Below are 19,324 nucleotides of genomic sequence, written 5' to 3' on the forward strand. Positions count from 1 at the left end.
GCTTATAACTCTAATAATGTTTTTACATTAACAACTTTAATATTATTCTGAACAAAAAACTCATAAACCTCATCTATTCTATTCCAATTGGCATTACCTCTCCAATCTCTATTTATAGCAATTGCCATAAACTGGGTATTAAAACTCATTCTACTTAATACATAAAGAGAGGTGGAGAAATACCCAAGAATAAATTTAGGTCTTTTGCTAGCTTTGAAATAAAACATCTCAAAAGGCATGGTATTTTTTACAATTTCAAAATCAATTCTTCTATCTAAATTTTCAACCCTGTGTGGAAAATACTTTATTTTTAAATGATTATTCTCAGCAAATACTTTTAATGTTTTAAAAACTGTATTGCTTGCTTCTTGTGTAATAAATTGTTTTTCTAAAAGAGGGCTACCTAAAAACCACACTTCGTTAATTAGTTCTACTTGGTTATCTAAATATTTTTGCTTTGTATAACTAAAATTATTGATTAATAGTTCGTCTTGTTTGCCTGGCAAAATATTGAAGCACGTAAAAAAGGTAATGCTCTTTGGTAGTGGTTTTTTAGGGTTTAAAAACAAAAACTCCAAAAATCCTTTTTGATTTAGAATAGTTCCTCTACTTGTTCTGTATTGGTTTTTATTTCTAAGTTTTAGTATGTTTATTGTTGCCGCTCCATCATCAACGACAACAGGCCTCGTTTTGCGCACATTTTTAAGAACGTACTTAGACCAATGATTATCTAAATTACCTACTATAGGTGTGTGTGTATTAAATTGATTTAATAATTTTTTAGTTTTTAAGAATCTTAGCCAGTAATTGCCCTTGCCCAACATTGGTATATGTATATTAGCAAATTGCTTTATTTCATCAAATTCATTTACAATCTGGTTTATGGCAATTTGTCTTTCTGATAGTAAAACAAGTTCACAATCACTATAATCAATGCTCTTAGCATGAAGATATTCTAATACATTGATGAATTGAAATGGGCTTAAAACCAGAAGAACATATCTCTTTGTCATACTTTAATTTCTTTTGGCTTTTTTGAGAAACACATAATAATTAAACATATTAATACATTCTGTAACTGCAGCTGCTATAGACACTCCTAAAAGTAAATCATCATATATTGTTACAAACACGTATGAACAGATTAACAAACTAAACAGCCTAAACGAAATTAAATACTTAAAGAATTTAAACTCTTTAAGACTATTAAGCGCCACATGAAACACCGTATTAACGCTATAAAACACACCAGAAAATACCATTATCTGAGCTGCTAAAATACCGTCTTTATATTTAGGAAACACTATTGGAATAGCATAAGGCAATAAAAACACTAATACCAAGCCAACACCTAGCATTACCAAAAAGAGATATTTAACGGTCTGTAATGCTGTTTTAAATACATTTTCTTTATTCCCATCTTGACCAAATTTAAAGGTCATTTTAGGGAATAAGTATCTGTTTAAAAATTTTGGAATTGCTAAAACCGCATTATTAATATTGGCTGCAGGAGCAAATAAACCGACTAGTAGCGGACTTCCAAAAATCACTAAGACCAATCTTGGTACTGAGCGCGAGATTACACCAATATAGTTCCAGAAAAAAATTGGGAAACCAACTTTAAACAGGTCTATAAAATCTTCCTTGTTGAAGTTGTATTTTATTTTATAAGGTCGGTATATTTTGAATAAAATCACAAAAACACCATTAATAACAAATTGATAAGCAACGTAACCCCAAATATCAAAAACGTATATTAATGGAATAAGCAACACATAAAGCGCACTTATTGCCAACTGGATATTGGTAAGCTTAGCAAATTCCTTGGACGTTCTGTAAGTTGCTCCCAGGAAACTTCTTTGAATATTGAAAAATGCCAAAGACCCTGCAAACATTAACATTGCCAGACCTTCCTTTTCTATCGTTTTAGTAGTATATAATACTATAGCTACAATTGTTAAAACTACATATAGAGCAACCACCAACTTGTTTATAAATGCACCAGCGGTTTTTAATTTTGCCAATGCTGTATCTATACGATCTTTACCTAACCAATACGGTAACTCTCTGTTAATACCTTGCGGTATTCCTAAGGCAAGTAATTGCACATAACCAATAAAAACCGTGTAACTCTGCCATCTCCCTAGTTCTTCAGGTTTAATCCAACTCAGCACTATAAAACCTGTAATAAGAGATGTAAAGGTCATCAAAAGACCAGACACTACATATCTACCACCTGCTGAATGCTTTTTTATATTGGTTAGTTTTTTTTTCAATTATCACGAAATTAAAAGAATACATGGTCAAAATTAAACCCTAACTTTATTTATGTATTCTTATTAGCTTGTATAGATTTTTTAGTCAACACATAATTCCAATCTTGGTCAAATTTTTCATTTATTTCTAACACAGTATTAGGGTTGAGCATAAATTTTTTACCAAAATCAGGTAAATATTTCTGACAAATTTTACGAGGAGTAATATTTAAAAACTTGAAAAGTTTACTATACAGCAACTTAAATCTAAACATCTTATGAAACTTAATATCTATATAATTTAAGCGGTATAATAATTTTGTTTGAAAATTAGTACGAATACCTGAATTCACCTTTTTTGATTCAAAATTTATAGATGCGTCTTCTAACCCTAAAAATTCTGAAAACGACTTATGAAATGATTCCATTGCTCTTAAATCGTCTAACGTGTAGATAAAAACATCTTCAAAATTATGTTGTATTACTTCAATAAAACTTCTAAAAACTACATCTTCTTGTTTTAAAACACCTGTATTCTCAAAATTGAAAAAATCTTTAAACTTTAAAGCATTCCCTTCATGCAGGAATTGCTTGTAAGATGACAATATATAATCTGAATGCTTCCTAAAACCAACAACAATTTTAGCCTCTGGATACATTTCTTTTATGCTATTGATTGTACTAATACACTCTTCTAATTTATTTCCACCAAATAATCTTCCACTTAAGTTTTCTTCGGATATTAAGACAGGTTGTTTAGCTATATTCATACCCATTAATACCTTGTAATACGGCTCACTGGCTTTAATGTATTTTAGTGCTAATTGTGGAAAATACTCCCTTTGCAGATATGTTGTGCCTGTTTTATGTAAACCTATATGAAATATAATGTTACTCATCCATTTTAAAAATTTCTTCGGCTACTTTCCAATCCATTACTGTATCTATATCATGGGAGCTTAATTCATCCATTTCAAACTTTTTCACTTTAACCAGTTGTGCTAAAGAATTAGCTTCAATTGATCTTGTATTTATGATATAAATAGCACCATTAAGTTCCCAAACTTTTGGCACATCTTGCCTTCTGGTGGCATTAGATACTTTAGACTTTACCAAATACCCTTGCTCGTTTTCTTCTCTAAGTACGTAATAAGGATTAGATTTTGTTTCTTTTACCGAAACCAGCATATCTAAGTTGTCATTATAGTGAGTTAAAGCATCCTTAATATGTTGGGCTGTTCTAAAAGGTGATGTAGGTTGAAGCAATATTAATGTATCTGCATGGTATCCTCTTTCTGCATAGAATGTTAAGGCATGTTTTATAACACTTTCTGAGGTTGCAGTATCCGTTGCTAATACCTTTGGACGTAGAAAAGGGACTTCTAAACCAAAGGATTCGACTGTGCTTTTTATTTTTTGGTCATCAGTGGAGACACATATTACATGATCATTAAATATCGCTCTAGCAGCATCAATAGTGTATTGTATTAAAGGTTTACCGTTTAGCAACTTAATGTTTTTTCCCGGCACACCTTTAGACCCTCCTCTGGCTGGTATTAGAACTAATGGTCTCAAATTAGAATTTTATGGTGTTAATATCTATTTGTGCTTTTTCAAAATCTTCGTGCTTACCCACGTCTAGCCAATACCCAATTAATGGAAAAGAAATTACTTTTTTGTTCATTTCTATAAGTTTTTCCATTAAATCCGTGGCGTTAAAAAATACATTTTTAGGAATGACGTCTAGTACTTCTTTTTTCATTAAATAAATACCACCATTAGAATAATAGGTATAGGTTGGTTTTTCTTTAAAATCTATAATATGATTATTAGATGTCTCTAATACAGCATAAGGTATACTTACATTGTAAGGTATTGTAACTACAGCCAAATCCGCATCTTGCTTTATAAAATCTAAGTAAAATGCTTCGTAATCTAAATTGGTTAACACATCTGAATTGGATATTAAAACATGATTATGCTTAAAATCTTTGATTTTAGAAACGGAACCAATGGTACCTAGAGGCTCATCTTCCCAAACGTAACTAATAGCACAGTTCTTTTCACTACCATCACTAAAGTAATCTTCTATCTGCTCACCTAAATATCTTACAGAAAACCAAAAATCGTCTATACCGTAAAGTGCTAAACGGTCTACATTGTGCTCCATAATGGGTTTACCTCCTACATTAAGAAGCGGTTTTGGGGTTGTATCTGTGAGTGGTCTTAATCGTTGCCCTCTGCCTCCTGCCATAATAACGGCATCTACAGGCAAGTATGAACGCATAAATCTAAAATTAACGATATTAATAACTCTATCGTCTTTATCTAAAACTGGTATAATTTTAAAGTTTCGTTCTCTAAACTCTATAATTTGAAGTATATCTCTTTCGTCTTTTCTTATAAATTTAGGATTATCTTGTATTATAGCTTCTACAGACTCATCTATGTTAACTCCTTTAAGCAAACCTCTACGCACATCACCATCTGTTAATGAGCCTATAAGTTTATCTGAATCATCTACAACAAAAACAACAGCATTAGCTGCCAAAACGTCTAATTTTGCCAAAGCTTCGCGTATGGTTGTTTTATTAAGAACTAAATGCTCTCTATAGTTTATCATGCTCTTTAATTATTTTTATAATCGTATTAGCTGTGTTTTCGTTATAATACGTGTTTTCACCTGAATAAGCAGGTAAGCTTAAAACTTCCTTTACTTTATTTACAATATTTACCGCATTAAAATCTACATCAAAGGTATTTTTACTCTGTGCCCTTCCTTTTTGCCTATCCCCAACATTGACCACATATTTTTTGAAAGATGCAGCTTCAATAATTCCGCTAGACGTATTTCCTATTAATAGGGTTGAATAATGCATTGCTGAAAAATAATTTGCCTTTCCAAAATTTTCAACCAAGACCACCTTATCAGGAACATTTTCTTTGAGTTTGTTAATCTCATTTCTATACACACCACCTAAGGTGTCTGCATTTGGCATTGTAACCACAATCTGTAATTCGCTTGTTAAAGCTTCCAAAGCGATTCGCATTTGCGAAGCATACTCATTATTACGCTCTACAGCAACAGTCTCTGGATGAAATGTAACCAACGCAAAGGGTGCGTCCTTAATATTAAATTCGCCGAATATCTTTTGTCTTTCAACAGGTATAAAGTCCTTAATACCATCTAAGCTTAATGCTCCTACGTTAAAACTATCTGCACTCTCAATAAGCTGTTGTACTTTTTTCTTATAATCTAATGTAGCAACAAAGTGTAACTTTGAAGCTAGTGTTAATTGATGCCTATATATATTATCTATAGCACCTAAAGTAGTTTCCCCTCCATGTATATGAGCCATGGGCACTCCGTAAGGAATACTTGCTTGAACTGCGGCACTCATCTCAAATCTATCGCCCAAACAGAAGACCAAATCGAACGTATGTGTTTTCCAAAAATCAGCAAACTTTAAAACTGTATTTCCATAAGATTTGGTAATGCCATATTGGCTATCGTCAGCCTCTAAGGAAGAAATTGTATGAATCGTTTTAAAACCATCTTTCTTAATATCGCTTAACGTGTATCCATGTAATTTTGACAAATGTGTACCAAAGGCAATAATCTCCATTTGGAAAAAAGGATCTATCTCTAATTGTTTTAATAATGGTAGATAAATTCCGTAATCTGCTCTAGAGCTTGTTAGGACACCTATTTTCATACAATATCGGACCAGGTTAATTTGTCAAACTTTTTAACATCTTTTGCGAGTGTTTTACCCACAATGTCATTCCATCGCATTGGCGAAATACCGTCTCCAGGACGTAAAGGCAATAGGTCTGATTCTGAAATAACATCACCAGCAACCATATCTTTTGCCATATGTAGGCTCTTTCTAGCTATACTAATATTTTTTTGCTCACTTTTTGATGGCTCTTTTTTGCCATTACCTGACATTGCCTTCTCTATATTTCTTATGGCTTTGACCATTTCTTTTAATTCATTAGGCTCTAACGATGCTTTATGGTCTGGCCCAGACATGGTCTTATCTAACGTAAAGTGTTTTTCTATAACTTTTGCCCCTAGAGCAACTGCTGCTACAGGCACCTCAATACCCAATGTATGGTCTGAATAACCTACAGTAACACCTAGTTCCTTTTCGATAGTAAGCATTGCTTTAAGATTTACATCTTCCATAGGAGTTGGGTACTCCGTGTTACAGTGTAAAATTATGACATTCTCTTTTTTTACACCATTATTTTGAAGCACTTCTAGCGCTACCTTTATTTCTTCTATATCAGCCATTCCGGTTGACAAAATCGCTAACTTGTTTGTTTTTGCAATAGCTTTTAAATAAGGATAGTTTGTAATTTCTCCGCTTGGTACTTTAAATATATCTAAGCCTAGATCATCTAAATATTTAACACCCTCAGCATCAAAAGCACTTGACAAGAATTTAATATTCTTTCCTTTACAATAAGCAATTAAATCTAAGTGATCTTGATGATTAATTTCAAGACTCTTAAGCATATTGTATTGTGAGTTATCACTATCCTGCATATTTTTTGCTTGATAAACGGCTTTACTAGCATCAGGGCTTGCTAACTTATCTGCTTTGAAACTTTGAAACTTTACATAGTCTACCTTGGCATCAACAGCTGCATCAATTAGCTTTTTCGCTAAACTTATATCTCCATTATGATTTACTCCTGCCTCAGCAATTATAATTACTTTACTCATTTTCCTAATTTATCACCTACTCTTATTTTTCCATCTACATCTAATATTTCAATAAAAGAGTCTTTAGTTTTTACCAAAAATCCTGATTCTGTTTTACTAAGCACTTGGCCAACGGTACCAATATAATTTGGGACATCAGGAATTAACCTTGACTTATTGATTTTTATTTCTTGCGAGTTATTGACAGTTCTTGCTATTGGACCTGGTGTAGATATTGAACGTATGAAGTTAAATAAGTTTCTTGAAGTGTCATTCCAATTAATAATTTCGTCACCAACACCTCTTCTTCCGCAATAAAAACCAACAGGATGAATGGTCTTTTGATCTATGCGTTCATAATCATTTTCTGCTATTTTCACTAAAGCATCGTATAACAAACGAGAACATTCTACAAATGCTACTTCTAAAAGAGAAGCGTAATCATCTTCATCCGTTATAGGGAAAGTATCTTGCAGAATAATATCTCCTGTATCTATACCTTCATCAACAAAATGTACTGTGATACCAAATTCTTTTTCATCATTAATAAGCGCCCAATTCAAGATATTTCTCCCTCTATAAAAAGGTAATTTACCTGCATGACAATTAATAATACCTTTTGGTGTTAGATTAATTATGCCTTTTCTGAAAATCTGATTAAAACTCATTGACACTAAAACATCGCAATCGTATGTTTTAATCTTTTCTAAACTAGAAGGTGAATTAACATTATCTAATTTAAAATAATCTATATTATATTTCTTAGAAAAATCAGACAACACCATGTCTGTTGTATCTGTTCTAGGTACAATAAACTGAATATCGAATCTATCATCATTATTGATTATTTCAAAAGCTCTATGTGACCATGGTCCATCAGCAAAATAACCAATTCTTAACTTCTTTTGACTCATATAACACTACTTGGTATATTAACAATTCGTTCTTCCAAAAATATAGCATTTTTTTGACTGTCTCTTGTACAATCCTTATACATTGGCAATCTAAACATTAGTTGCCATATAGGTCTGGTCATAACACCTTGAGCATTTGTAGTCTCTAAAAACAGATTACGTTCTTCTTTGTTTGCTAACTCAACACACATTAACCAGTAATTGGCTTTTGTATCTTGTGTTTCTGTTCTAAAAACAATGCCTTTTGTACTAAAATATGCTTTATAACTTGATGCTAATTTTCTTTTTTTCTTTAAAAAACCTTGCAATTGCTCCAATTGCGCACATGCCAAAGCTGCATTGACATTAGGCATTCTGTAATTATACCCTAAAGTGTCATGATAATACTCATAAGCATGCGGTTGCTTTGCAGTGGTAGTGAGATACTTTCCTTGGTCTGCAAGTGCTTTATTGTTGGTAACAATGGCACCACCACCACCAGAAGTGGCTATTTTGTTTCCATTAAAAGAAAACACACCCAATTCACCAAAACTTCCGGTAGGTTTACCCTTATAAAGGCTACCTAAAGATTCTGCAGCATCTTCTACAATAGGGATATTCCATTTATTGCAAACCACTATAAGCTCATCTAAATGTACCGGAAAACCAAAGGTATGCATAGGTAAACAAGCACTTATTTTACGTCCTGTTGATTTATTATAGCAACCATCTTCACGCAGGTCTCCATGTTCTTCTAAAAAGTCTGAAACCGCATTTGGAGATAAACCCATAGTATCTAAATCAACATCTAAAAAGACAGGATGCGCATTATTGTATAGTATAGCATTTGCTGTAGCCACAAAAGTTAATGCTTGAGTGAGCACCTCATCACCTGCACGCACACCTACTAAGTGCAGCGCCACTTGTATGCCTGCAGTACCGTTAACCACAGCAACGGCACGATTAGTTTGCGCTGTAGTTGCTATTTGTTCTTCAAACTGATCTACAAATTTACCCACAGAAGACACAAAGGTAGTGTCTATACATTCGTTAAGATACCGTTTTTCATTACCTGAAAAATGCGGCACATGTAAAGGGATAAAATCTGTTGTTTGAAACGTTTCTTGAATAAAACAAATGGTTTGGTTTAAATAAAGGTCTCTCATATTACATTTTGGCCTCTAAATACTTTCCGGTTTCTTTATGATTGAAGTTTGGAATCATTTTATTGAATACATCCACTAGTTGCTGTTTCTCCCAACTGCCATGCTTTCGCAGGCTTAAAATAGTGTTTTCAAAAAATTCTAGTTTATCAGCTTCAATGTTTAGAGAATTTTTTATAATTCCTAAACTCTTAAAACGACTCATATCTAAGGTTTCTGATGCTGTAAAAAACTCTTCAAAGTCTTTTTCGCCTGTAGTATCACTTTTCACAAATAAGCATGGCCATTTTTTCTGACGAGAAAGCTCCTTCACTTTAGCTCTTGCCTCATCTTCCGAATATACAATTATAGGCTCATAACCTCGCTGCCTTAAATAACGCTCTGCTATGTCTGCAAATGTAATTAGATGCAAACCTTCATTTAACTTTGGAAAAAATATATCTCTATTATCTCCAAAAATCGTTGACATTAAACATAATTCACCTGCTTCTTTAGGAATAACGAAATAACGTCTAATATCACTTGGTGCTACTATAGGTTGCTGTTTTAACATACGCTGATTAAATCCATGAAGTAGAGAACCATCAGAAAACGCCACATTTGCAAAACGTGCTGTAGATATACAAATATCCTGGCTTTTTTGCATTAAAAACATTTCCATAATCCTTTTAGACGCACCCATCATATTTACCGGGTTGGCTGCCTTATCGGTAGAGACGCAGAAATATTTTTTTGCCTTACCTACAACAGCATGTTCTATGGTTTTAATGGTATTGAAAATGTTAACATCGACCATACGCATTAGAGTGAATGAATCTTTCTCGCTACGCACATGCTTTAATGCTGACAAATTTAGAACGTAATCGTATTTACCATCAGACTTTATAAAGGCATCATATATATCTGACCCACAATCTAAAGCAAAGGTTTTAAATTCACCCGAAATATAACCTACAGAACTGCGCAGATCTCTAACCAATTCTACCAGATTGTTTTCGCTAATATCAACAACATGAAGTTTTTTGGGGTTTCTTTTAAAAATCTCGGTCGTAACAGCCTGACCAATTGAACCAGCACCACCAATTACCAAAAATGTTGAAGAACTGACAATTTTATTTAAATCATCACTATGCTTGGCAATATCTTCAACAAATAATTCTGCTTCTCTTCCTATTAGAGGTAGAATTTCCATCTCTGTACTTATTATCAATTACACCCAACAAAACTAAACTAATTCCCCAAACCTCATAACAAAGCAAACTTTAAATTAAAGAAAACAACAGCTTTACTGTAATAAAAACACCAGCACCAATAAAAACCTAATTCAATAATAAGCTAACTATTAATAACACCATAAAATACTATTAACGCTTTGTTAATATCTAAATATAGGGTAGATATAATGTTTTACTATATTTGCAATCCCTTTCTACTGTAGTGTTTTTAGCCTGCACTAATTTTTATCGATAAACAACATATTTCTTAGACATATGAAACATTTTTACACATTTTTAGTTGCTATTTTATTTACTGGTTTTGGGTTTGGGCAGACTCTATCACAGGGTGATTTAGCTATCATCGGAGTTAGCGTTGATAACGAAGAGATTCTAGTGGTTGCGCTGGAAGATATTCCTGCTGGAGAATCCGTTTTCTTTACTGATGATGAGTGGAGCGGTAACGCTTTTAATACTGGTGAAGGTTTTTATGAATGGTTAACACCATCAATTACTGCTGGTACTGTTATTACTATTACAACGACTGGAACAACTGCAGGTGGTTCTGTAAATCTACAAGCAGGTAGTTTTGCTTTAAGTAATAGTGGTGATGGAGTGTTTTTGTATCAAACTTCTACCAATACTTACAACACAGGGACATATACTTTACTTGGCTTTGCTGGTGAAGACGGTGGTGATGCCGGAACATTAACTGGCTCTGGATTAACACTAGGCACTACAGCAATTTATTATGGAGGAGATAATGGAATTTACACTGGAACTAGAACAGGGCAAGATAAAGCTACTTATTTATCATTAATATATGACAGTGGAAATTGGGCTACATCAGGTTCTGCACAGACATTTGATACAACTGCATTTACTTTTTCTGGTGGTTCACCAAGCACTTCTGTAGAATTTGCAACAGCTTCAGCATCTGTATCTGAAGGAGTAGGAACAACCGATTTAATTTTTTCGATTACAAATCCAGACGGCACCAATGCTACCTCTTTTGATGTAGAATTAATCATAGGTGATAACGCAGACATTAACGGATATACAACACAGACTGTTACGTTTCCTGCTGGTTCTTCTACCGATGAAACTGTAACTATAACAGTTACTGATGACACTGTTTTTGAAGGAGATGAAACCTTAATATTCACCATTACAGGCGTAACTGGTGGGAATAACGCAACTTTAGGTACGCAATCTACATTTGAGTTAACAATAGAGGAAAATGATCCAAATCCAGCGGTGGCTTTTTGGCACGAGCCTTTCAATAACAATAACCTCTATACAGTAACTATTGGTGGTGAGGGTAATGACGGAACTGCAGATTATTTTCAGATAACTGATGGTTTAAACATCAACCAATCCTACACTAATATAGACGGAACCTTCCACGCCTCTCAAGACATTGATGATGGAGGATGGACAAATAGTGCTGCGCCAAGTCAACTAACATGGACAGGAATTGATATCAGTGAATTCACGACATTATCCTTTAAAGGTTCTTTTGCTTCTAATGGTGGTGGTATTGATGAGTCAGACTTTGTCTTGGTTGAGTATCAAATTGATAATGGTGGCTGGATGAATTTATTAGCTTTTGAAAATACTGGAGGTTTTAATAACAATTTTTTTGAGGATACCGATTTTGATGGTACAGGAGATGGCTTAGAACTTTCAGACACATTTCAAGAGTTTGAAAAATCAATTCCTATCGGTTCTAGTTTAGACTTAAGAATTACAGTTTCGGTAGATTCTGGTGGTGAAGATTTGGCTTTTGACAACTTTAAAGTTGAGGGTATCTATAACGGTTATGCATATTCTAACGGTTCTTGGTATCCTACAAATCCTGATAACACAACAGGAGCATCAAACGCTATTGTTGTTGATGGTGTTGCTATTTTCACTACAGATGTTAATCTTAATGATGTGGTTGTTAGTCCAGGGGCAGGTTTAGATGTTGAAACTGGTAACACTTTAACTGTTAACAGTCTTAATTTAGAATCCACATCAACAACCTTCTCCAGCTTAATTTCTGATGGAACTATAACAGGTACTGTAACATATAACCGTTACATAAACACAAATAATGCTGTAAATGGTAACGACTTAATTAGTGCTCCTTTAAGCGGACAAAATTTTGATGTCTTTATTGGCAACAATACCAACATATTAACAAATCCAAGTGGACCAGAGGTTCTATTCGGTGGTTTTGACAATGATAATGCCAGCGCACCATATGAACTATGGAACGACACTGACACCACACCACTTACTGCTGGTATCGGATACCGCACAGGTATTGAGGTTGGGGCTCCTACTAACCTCGTATCTTTTGAAGGTACTGTAAATACTGGTTTGGTAGAGGTTGCTATAAACCAAGGTTCAGCAAGTATTCTTAATTTGGTAGGTAACCCGTTCCCTTCTTACTTGGATGCCCAAGCTTTTTTAACTCAAAATGCTGCGGTTTTAGATCCGAGTGCCGTGGTGATTTATGGTTATAATGACAGTACTGACGGTACTTCTGCTGATGATTACACGATTATCAGTGCCATAGAAAACAATACACTAAACATTGCCCCTGGTCAAGGGTTCTTTGTAGCTTCTAATGTTGTTGGTGGCAACCTTCAGTTTACAACAAGCACTCCAGATATGCGTATTATATCTACCGATGACGACTTTATTGCTGGTAGATCGGCTATATCGAACGTTAATATCAATTTAAGTAATGCTACAGACAATTTTATCACTAAGGTATATTTTACAGCCTCTAGTGGCTTAGGTTTAGACCCTGGTTACGATGCTAGTCTGCTTGGTGGTGTGGCACCAGCTTTTTCCTTGTTTTCACACTTAGTAGAAGAGAATATGGACGTGCCGTTTGCAACGCAGGCCATTGGAAAAACAGATTATAACGACACAACTATTGCACTGGGTGTTAATGCTAATATGGGTGAGCAGTTGACTTTTAGCATTGCTGAAAACACAATGCCAGCCTCTATTGAAGTGTATTTGGACGATACACTAACCAGCACCTCTACTCTATTAAACGCTGCTGATTATGTCTTAACCCCTTCTGAGGATTTAAATGGTACGGGACGTTTTTACTTAAGGTTCTCTAATAGTGCATTGTCTACAACAGATGCTATTTTTGATGGTATTTCAATCTATGGCAACCAGACCAACAGAACTATCAGTATCGCAGGACAGCTAACCGAAGGGACCTCTGCTAATGTATATGATATACAAGGACGTTTAGTTACTGCGAGACCGTTAGTATCTGACTCAACATTACAGACTATTGATGCCAGCAACTTACATACAGGCGTGTATATTGTGAAGCTCGTTAATGGCAATGTCGTTAAAGCTGAAAAAATTATATTGAAATAAAGAGAAAAAATTCTCATTAATAATAAAACGCACTCAGTATTGGGTGCGTTTTTTTATTGTTTTAGAAATACCGATCTATGAACTTTAGATCAGTAAGATGTATTAAATCTGAAAAAAAAACTATATTTGGTTTTATCTAATTATCATAATATCACATCTATAATAAGCTTATGAGACAGTTTTACATTTTTATTTCATTTTTGTTTTGCGCACTTACTTCTTTTGCTCAAGTTACCTATAATGGTAATGGTAATTCTGGTTTTGGAGGAGCAGTTGGTGGTAGCAATATGACTATTACAGACAACGGAACAGACATCACCATTACGTTTAATCGAGGTCCAGGCACTTTTGACAACGAAATGGTTATCTATATCGATAGCAGAACAGGTGGGTTTAGTTCTACGGTGGATTTTGCTGACCCAGATAATGGTGACAAGTTACGCAGAGCCATAAATGGTGCTGGTACTTTTGCTGGTGCTACACGCTCTACAGTAAATTTTCCTGTGGGAATGGAAGCTGATTTTGCTATTGCTGTGAACACCTCTTTTGGTGGACTATGGGAATTGGTTAATAACGCTTCGTTTCCTTTTATATCGGGTGTTGGAAACCCAACTAGTAATACCGAAACTAGCTTCACGATGAGCTTTTCAAAGGCAGATATTGGTATTGGTGTCAGTGACGCCATTGAATTTACATTTGTTGTTACCTATCTTGATGGTTTTGGTGGTGGTGGAGTATTTAGATCAGATGAAGGCTATGGAAATGGATTACCCACAGGCAATCCAGGAACTAGTGATATTACCTTTACAACATCAGAGTTATACCGAGAGTCTACCACATATACCTATAACAGTTCTTGGTCTCCAAGTGATCCCAACGGTACATCTACTCTAAATGATATATTTTTAATAACGTCAGATAATGCTATCATTTCAACAAATACTAATGCAAAACTCGTCACTGTAAGTCCAGGAGCGGCTTTAACAATAAATTCAGGTGTTAACCTCAATGTGGCGGATGCTCTAACTTTAGAATCTGTTTCAAATAGTTACTCTAGTCTTATACCAGTAGGAACGGTTACGGGTACTGTAATCTATAATCGTTATGTTAATGATAATGGACCTATTAACGGTAATGACTTAATTAGCGCACCTGTTTCTGGTCAACAATTCAATACTTTTATAGGGAACAACACCAATATTTTAGCCAATCCTTCAGGCACAGATGTTCTTTTCGGTGGTTTTGACAATGATAATGCTACGGAACCGTATGAGCTTTGGGATGAAACTGATACTACACCACTTACCGCAGGTGTTGGTTACCGTAGCGGTATTGATCCTGTTGCCGGTTCAAATTTAGTATCTTTTGAAGGTACTGTAAATACTGGTTTGGTAGAGGTTGCTATAAACCAAGGTTCAGCAAGTATTCTTAATTTGGTAGGTAACCCGTTCCCTTCTTACTTGGATGCCCAAGCTTTTTTAACTCAAAATGCTGCGGTTTTAGATCCGAGTGCCGTGGTGATTTATGGTTATAATGACAGTACTAACGGTACTTCTGCTGATGATTACACGATTATCAGTGCCATAGAAAACAATACACTAAACATTGCCCCTGGTCAAGGGTTCTTTGTAGCTTCTAGTGTTGTTGGTGGCAACCTTCAGTTTACAACAAGCACTCCAGATATGCGTATTATATCTACCGATGACGACTTTATTGCAGGTAGATCGGCTATATCGAACGTTAATATCAATTTAAGTAATGCTACAGACAATTTTATCACTAAGGTATATTTTACGGCCTCTAGCGGCTTAGGTTTAGACCCTGGTTACGATGCTAGTCTGCTTGGTGGTGTGGCACCAGCTTTTTCCTTGTTTTCACACTTAGTAGAAGAGAATATGGACGTGCCGTTTGCAACGCAGGCCATTGGAAAAACAGATTATAACGACACCACTATTGCACTGGGTGTTAATGCTAATATGGGTGAGCAGTTGACTTTTAGCATTGCTGAAAACACAATGCCAGCCTCTATTGAAGTGTATTTGGACGATACACTAACCAGCACCTCTACACTATTAAACGCTGCTGATTATGTATTAACGCCTTCTGAGGATTTAAATGGTACGGGACGTTTTTACTTAAGGTTCTCTAATAGTGCATTGTCTACAACAGATGCTATTTTTGATGGTATTTCAATCTATGGCAACCAGACCAACAGAACTATCAGTATCGCAGGACAGCTAACCGAAGGGACCTCTGCTAATGTATATGATATACAAGGACGTTTGGTTACTGCGAGACCGTTAGTATCTGACTCAACATTACAGACTATCGATGCCAGCAACTTACATACAGGCGTGTATATTGTGAAGCTCGTTAATGGTAATGCCGTTAAAACTGAAAAAGTTATTTTGAAATAGTAAAAACTAAAACACTGTAATTTTCGTAAGTTTAGCAAAGGTGAAAGGTTTTTTGATTTTATTTCTATTTGAGTATACTAATTGAATTGAAAAACCTTACTTTTAAACATTAGTTTGAATAAACCTTTTTACATTTTTTATTGATAAATAAATTATTTTATTATTTTTGAACCGAAATCTAGGCTTGGCCATGAAAAAAGATAACCATACCGATAAAATCACTCGTAAAGACGCTATTAAAAAAATGGGCAAATATGCAGCTTTAACTGCTGTTGGAACATTTGTGATTTTAAATCCACTCAAAGCACAGTCCTCTTCACCTCCAGATCCAGGAGGTAACCCTTTTGATTAATTTGTAACATACATTGAAAAACAACTTAGCGCCAACATATCAATATTTGTTTGGTCATTACTGGGTGCTTTGGTATAAAGAGTCTAATAGTTACAGTATAGTAGATAGGGATTTTAAACATTTGCTATACATGTATCTTCAAGCTCCGTCGCTTAACAAATTTAAATCTGGTCTATTCGCTGTTGATTCTAGTTTAGATGCTGATACTGTTGCCAATAATCTACAAGCTTATTTAATGCAATGCAATACGGCACAGCATGATGATACCACATTGAGCGCCGATTTTATTGCTACCAGATCTAATATATTCAAGACATACGTTTTTAATGACAAGGCGTTTCAGGTTAATTTTGATTCTGAATTAGTAGAAAAAACCATTCATCCAAGTATCGCCCATTTAGAAATAAAAGAACCCATTACACCACATACGACCTACAATATTTATGTAGAAAATGACCAACTGTGTTTGTTTAGAAATGAAACATTGATAAGCATGGTTCCTAAACGCGACTACCATCTTATACAAGGCAAGTTTGCAATGGAACTTCTTTCATTTGCGCACAGTAAAGAAGAATCGGATTGGTTGGGAACTTTTCATGGCTCAACCATTGCCGACGGAAACCATTCTATTTTATTCATAGGAGCGTCTGGCAAGGGTAAAAGTACATTATGTGCTTTATTGGCAACCAAAGGTTTTGAGTTAGTTGCGGATGACGTTTCACCTATGCTCGCTTCTAATTTTAACATTTACCACAACCCATCTGCAGTATCGATAAAGGAAGGATCTTTTGAATTGTTACGCCCATTGATTGGTGATTTTGATAGTTTCCCAAACACAGTTTTTAATAAAACCAAAGGCATCATTAAATATGTACCTTGCAAAAATCCCATAAATGATAAATACCCTTGTAAAGCTATTATTATGGTGAATTACAAAAAGAGAAGCAAAACCAAACTTGAATCCATATCAATAAAAGAAGCTCTAGAAACTCTTATTCCTGAGTCTTGGTTATCTCCAAATCCTTTTCATGCAAAACAGTTTTTAGATTGGCTGTCCCAAACACCCGTTTATAAACTCACATACAGCAATACAGAAAGTGTAACCAGAGAAATAGCGAATTGTTTTGAGCAATTTAACTACCATTAATTATATTAGTGGTTACTAATTTTATCTTATGGGTAATTTAGCAAACACATACCAATATATCGCTGATATTTTGAGTTTTAGATCTTCTAAAGATGAATTAGAAAAAGTACTTGGCAACAAAGATTTTAATTGGGATAATATAGTCATTGAAGGCAGCAAACATCTTGTATTACCAACAATTTACTGTCGGTTAAAATCGAAACAACTTACGTATGTTTTACCAAAAGAATTAGATTCGTATCTAGAAGAAATTACCTCTTTAAACAGAAACAGAAACACACAAATAATATCTCAAGTACACGCACTAACAGAGTTGTTAAAGGCTCATAACATAGAACATGTATTCTTAAAAGGTGCTGCATTAATCTCTTGCTGTTATTATGGTGACATAGCAGAACGCATGCTCGGAGATATCGATATTTTGGTTAACGAAGATCACCTTGACTTGGCCTTTAATATTTTAAAAAACAATAGTTATTACCCTATAGAACAGACATTGGGTAACGATTTTTTTGAGCACAAGCATTTACCAAGATTAAAAACAGACAAATATATATGTGCGGTTGAATTGCACAAAAAGCTTTTTGTAACCTATAAAAACGAAGAATTACAAAGTCCAAAAGTACTATCTTCAAAAACAATTGTAAATGGTATTTTCGTTCCTTCACCAAAACACTTATTACTTCATAATATTCTAAACTATCAGATTAATGACAAAGGCAATCTTTACAACAGTATAAATTTTAGATCGGCTTATGATTGTATTGTGTTGTACAACAAAGCAAATATAGATTTACCAAAAAATTCTAAAACAATTAGAAAGTATTACAACTTATTAGGTCTATTTTTTAGTGATATTCCTAATAAACACAAAAATACAAATAGCACAACAAGTTTTTATTTCTACAAATTAAATCATATTGGTTTTTATAAGGTTTGGAATAAACTCTTAAAACTTCTAGATTTTTCATGGACAGTAATGAGCAGAGTTCCTTATTTAATAGGTAATAAAGCATATAGAATGGCTTTATTTAAAGACCGAAAGCGAATTTTAACCTATATTAGTTCTGTTTTAAAACGCACATAATTATATTTACATTTAATATTAAATAACTTTGTACCTATATTTGTTTTCTAAATCATAAAGTTTAACTTTGATTTTTAAATAAATTTTTTTTATGAAAAAATTACTCATACTAACAGCCTTTTTTACACTAACTTTAAACTCATACAGCCAGTCAAATTCAGCTGAGTGGTTTGGAAGCGTAGGTCTTAACGCTGTTAACAGCGCCGGAACTCGGTCTCCTATTAATGGGATGACAGATTGGGCCATTAATTTGCCTATTTCACTTGGTGTAGAGGTGGGTTGGACTTCTGGTTTATCAATTGAGCAAGCCTTTACCTTAAATTCATTTGCGAAGGGTGATAAGATCGATAATTTTGAACTTCAAGAGGATTATACCTATTACTCTTTTGACACACATGCAAAATACTATTTTGGTAAGCATATTTTTCCATCAGCAGATTGGATAGATTTTTACGGTAATGCAGGTGTTGGTTTCTTTAATATAGACGAAACTAATATATCTTTAAATCTTGGTGGTGGTGTTTTATTTTGGTTAAATAGACGACAAACGTTTGGAATAAGAGCACAGATTATTGGAAAATTTGCTTTAGACCATGCTGAAAGTGGTTTAGATAACAATCATTATCAAACACACATACAAGCGGTATTTGCATTGTAAAACAACGTGTACAAGATTAACTAATAAA

The 19,324-nt window shown here is 34.2% G+C and carries 16 protein-coding genes; 6 read left to right on the forward strand and 10 right to left on the reverse strand.

What is annotated here, in order from left to right:
- Window positions 1-2: 2 nt before the first annotated feature.
- Genes BWZ20_RS06320 through BWZ20_RS06365 form a run of 10 tightly spaced genes read right to left on the reverse strand, consistent with a single transcriptional unit; the run spans window position 3 to window position 10,217 of the window.
- On the reverse strand, window positions 3-1,013 hold the full coding sequence (locus BWZ20_RS06320; protein ID WP_076617845.1) for a glycosyltransferase family 52: 1,011 nt from the start codon (window positions 1,011-1,013) through the stop codon (window positions 3-5).
- Window positions 1,014-1,016: 3 nt separating this feature from the next.
- Entirely contained in the window at window positions 1,017-2,276 is a 1,260-nt protein-coding gene (locus BWZ20_RS06325) for a lipopolysaccharide biosynthesis protein (protein ID WP_076617847.1), read from the reverse strand.
- 50 nt (window positions 2,277-2,326) lie between these two features.
- Window positions 2,327-3,154 carry a hypothetical protein gene (locus BWZ20_RS06330; protein WP_076617850.1) on the reverse strand — a complete coding sequence of 276 codons (828 nt, stop codon included), beginning with the start codon at window positions 3,152-3,154 and terminating at the stop codon, window positions 2,327-2,329.
- Window positions 3,147-3,830, reverse strand: coding sequence for a cytidylyltransferase domain-containing protein (locus tag BWZ20_RS06335; RefSeq protein WP_076617852.1), 684 nt, complete (start codon window positions 3,828-3,830; stop codon window positions 3,147-3,149). The genes BWZ20_RS06330 and BWZ20_RS06335 overlap by 8 nt, the downstream gene beginning before the upstream one ends.
- A gap of 1 nt (window position 3,831) precedes the next feature.
- A complete protein-coding gene (locus BWZ20_RS06340) occupies window positions 3,832-4,878 on the reverse strand; it encodes a nucleotidyltransferase family protein (protein WP_076617854.1) in 1,047 nt (348 codons plus the stop codon).
- On the reverse strand, window positions 4,865-5,971 hold the full coding sequence (gene neuC, locus BWZ20_RS06345) for a UDP-N-acetylglucosamine 2-epimerase (protein WP_076617857.1): 1,107 nt from the start codon (window positions 5,969-5,971) through the stop codon (window positions 4,865-4,867). Before neuC ends, BWZ20_RS06340 begins: the two co-directional genes overlap by 14 nt.
- The gene (gene neuB / locus BWZ20_RS06350; protein ID WP_076617860.1) at window positions 5,968-6,990 is read right to left on the reverse strand and encodes an N-acetylneuraminate synthase; all 1,023 of its coding nucleotides are present in this window, start codon (window positions 6,988-6,990) and stop codon (window positions 5,968-5,970) included. Before neuB ends, neuC begins: the two co-directional genes overlap by 4 nt.
- Window positions 6,987-7,883, reverse strand: a complete 897-nt coding sequence (locus tag BWZ20_RS06355; RefSeq protein WP_076617862.1) for a methionyl-tRNA formyltransferase — start codon at window positions 7,881-7,883, stop codon at window positions 6,987-6,989. The genes neuB and BWZ20_RS06355 overlap by 4 nt, the downstream gene beginning before the upstream one ends.
- The gene (locus tag BWZ20_RS06360) at window positions 7,880-9,028 is read right to left on the reverse strand and encodes a LegC family aminotransferase (RefSeq protein WP_076617865.1); all 1,149 of its coding nucleotides are present in this window, start codon (window positions 9,026-9,028) and stop codon (window positions 7,880-7,882) included. The genes BWZ20_RS06355 and BWZ20_RS06360 overlap by 4 nt, the downstream gene beginning before the upstream one ends.
- 1 nt (window position 9,029) lies before the next feature.
- A complete protein-coding gene (locus BWZ20_RS06365; RefSeq protein ID WP_076617868.1) occupies window positions 9,030-10,217 on the reverse strand; it encodes a UDP-N-acetylglucosamine 4,6-dehydratase in 1,188 nt (395 codons plus the stop codon).
- A 298-nt stretch (window positions 10,218-10,515) separates the two neighbouring features.
- Between BWZ20_RS06365 and BWZ20_RS06370 the strand changes: the two genes are divergently transcribed.
- The 6 genes from BWZ20_RS06370 to BWZ20_RS06390 all read left to right on the forward strand — a co-directional run bounded on the left by BWZ20_RS06370 (window position 10,516) and on the right by BWZ20_RS06390 (window position 19,296).
- On the forward strand, window positions 10,516-13,635 hold the full coding sequence (locus tag BWZ20_RS06370; RefSeq protein WP_076617871.1) for a beta strand repeat-containing protein: 3,120 nt from the start codon (window positions 10,516-10,518) through the stop codon (window positions 13,633-13,635).
- Window positions 13,636-13,805: 170 nt separating this feature from the next.
- A complete protein-coding gene (locus tag BWZ20_RS06375) occupies window positions 13,806-16,052 on the forward strand; it encodes a T9SS type A sorting domain-containing protein (RefSeq protein WP_076617874.1) in 2,247 nt (748 codons plus the stop codon).
- Window positions 16,053-16,218: 166 nt separating this feature from the next.
- Window positions 16,219-16,404, forward strand: a complete 186-nt coding sequence (locus BWZ20_RS15265) for a hypothetical protein (RefSeq protein ID WP_157358340.1) — start codon at window positions 16,219-16,221, stop codon at window positions 16,402-16,404.
- A gap of 13 nt (window positions 16,405-16,417) precedes the next feature.
- Window positions 16,418-17,551 carry a hypothetical protein gene (locus tag BWZ20_RS06380; RefSeq protein ID WP_076617878.1) on the forward strand — a complete coding sequence of 378 codons (1,134 nt, stop codon included), beginning with the start codon at window positions 16,418-16,420 and terminating at the stop codon, window positions 17,549-17,551.
- Window positions 17,552-17,579: 28 nt separating this feature from the next.
- Window positions 17,580-18,638 carry a nucleotidyltransferase family protein gene (locus tag BWZ20_RS06385; protein WP_076617881.1) on the forward strand — a complete coding sequence of 353 codons (1,059 nt, stop codon included), beginning with the start codon at window positions 17,580-17,582 and terminating at the stop codon, window positions 18,636-18,638.
- Window positions 18,639-18,729: 91 nt separating this feature from the next.
- Window positions 18,730-19,296, forward strand: a complete 567-nt coding sequence (locus BWZ20_RS06390; protein WP_076617885.1) for a hypothetical protein — start codon at window positions 18,730-18,732, stop codon at window positions 19,294-19,296.
- Window positions 19,297-19,324: the final 28 nt, after the last annotated feature.

Origin of the sequence: Winogradskyella sp. J14-2 (assembly GCF_001971725.1) — a bacterium.
In the GTDB taxonomy this organism is placed as follows: Bacteria; Bacteroidota; Bacteroidia; order Flavobacteriales; family Flavobacteriaceae; genus Winogradskyella.

Excerpts from the sequence above, each read along its gene's own strand:
- BWZ20_RS06360 (WP_076617865.1), bottom strand. The coding sequence starts at position 9,028 with ATGAGAGACCTTTATTTAAACCAAACCATTTGTTTTATTCAAGAAACG.
- BWZ20_RS06385 (WP_076617881.1), top strand. The coding sequence starts at position 17,580 with ATGGGTAATTTAGCAAACACATACCAATATATCGCTGATATTTTGAGT.
- BWZ20_RS06320 (WP_076617845.1), bottom strand. The coding sequence starts at position 1,013 with ATGACAAAGAGATATGTTCTTCTGGTTTTAAGCCCATTTCAATTCATC.
- BWZ20_RS06370 (WP_076617871.1), top strand. The coding sequence starts at position 10,516 with ATGAAACATTTTTACACATTTTTAGTTGCTATTTTATTTACTGGTTTT.
- BWZ20_RS06330 (WP_076617850.1), bottom strand. The coding sequence starts at position 3,154 with ATGAGTAACATTATATTTCATATAGGTTTACATAAAACAGGCACAACA.
- BWZ20_RS06340 (WP_076617854.1), bottom strand. The coding sequence starts at position 4,878 with ATGATAAACTATAGAGAGCATTTAGTTCTTAATAAAACAACCATACGC.
- neuC (WP_076617857.1), bottom strand. The coding sequence starts at position 5,971 with ATGAAAATAGGTGTCCTAACAAGCTCTAGAGCAGATTACGGAATTTAT.
- neuB (WP_076617860.1), bottom strand. The coding sequence starts at position 6,990 with ATGAGTAAAGTAATTATAATTGCTGAGGCAGGAGTAAATCATAATGGA.
- BWZ20_RS06375 (WP_076617874.1), top strand. The coding sequence starts at position 13,806 with ATGAGACAGTTTTACATTTTTATTTCATTTTTGTTTTGCGCACTTACT.
- BWZ20_RS06355 (WP_076617862.1), bottom strand. The coding sequence starts at position 7,883 with ATGAGTCAAAAGAAGTTAAGAATTGGTTATTTTGCTGATGGACCATGG.
- BWZ20_RS06365 (WP_076617868.1), bottom strand. The coding sequence starts at position 10,217 with ATGGAAATTCTACCTCTAATAGGAAGAGAAGCAGAATTATTTGTTGAA.
- BWZ20_RS06390 (WP_076617885.1), top strand. The coding sequence starts at position 18,730 with ATGAAAAAATTACTCATACTAACAGCCTTTTTTACACTAACTTTAAAC.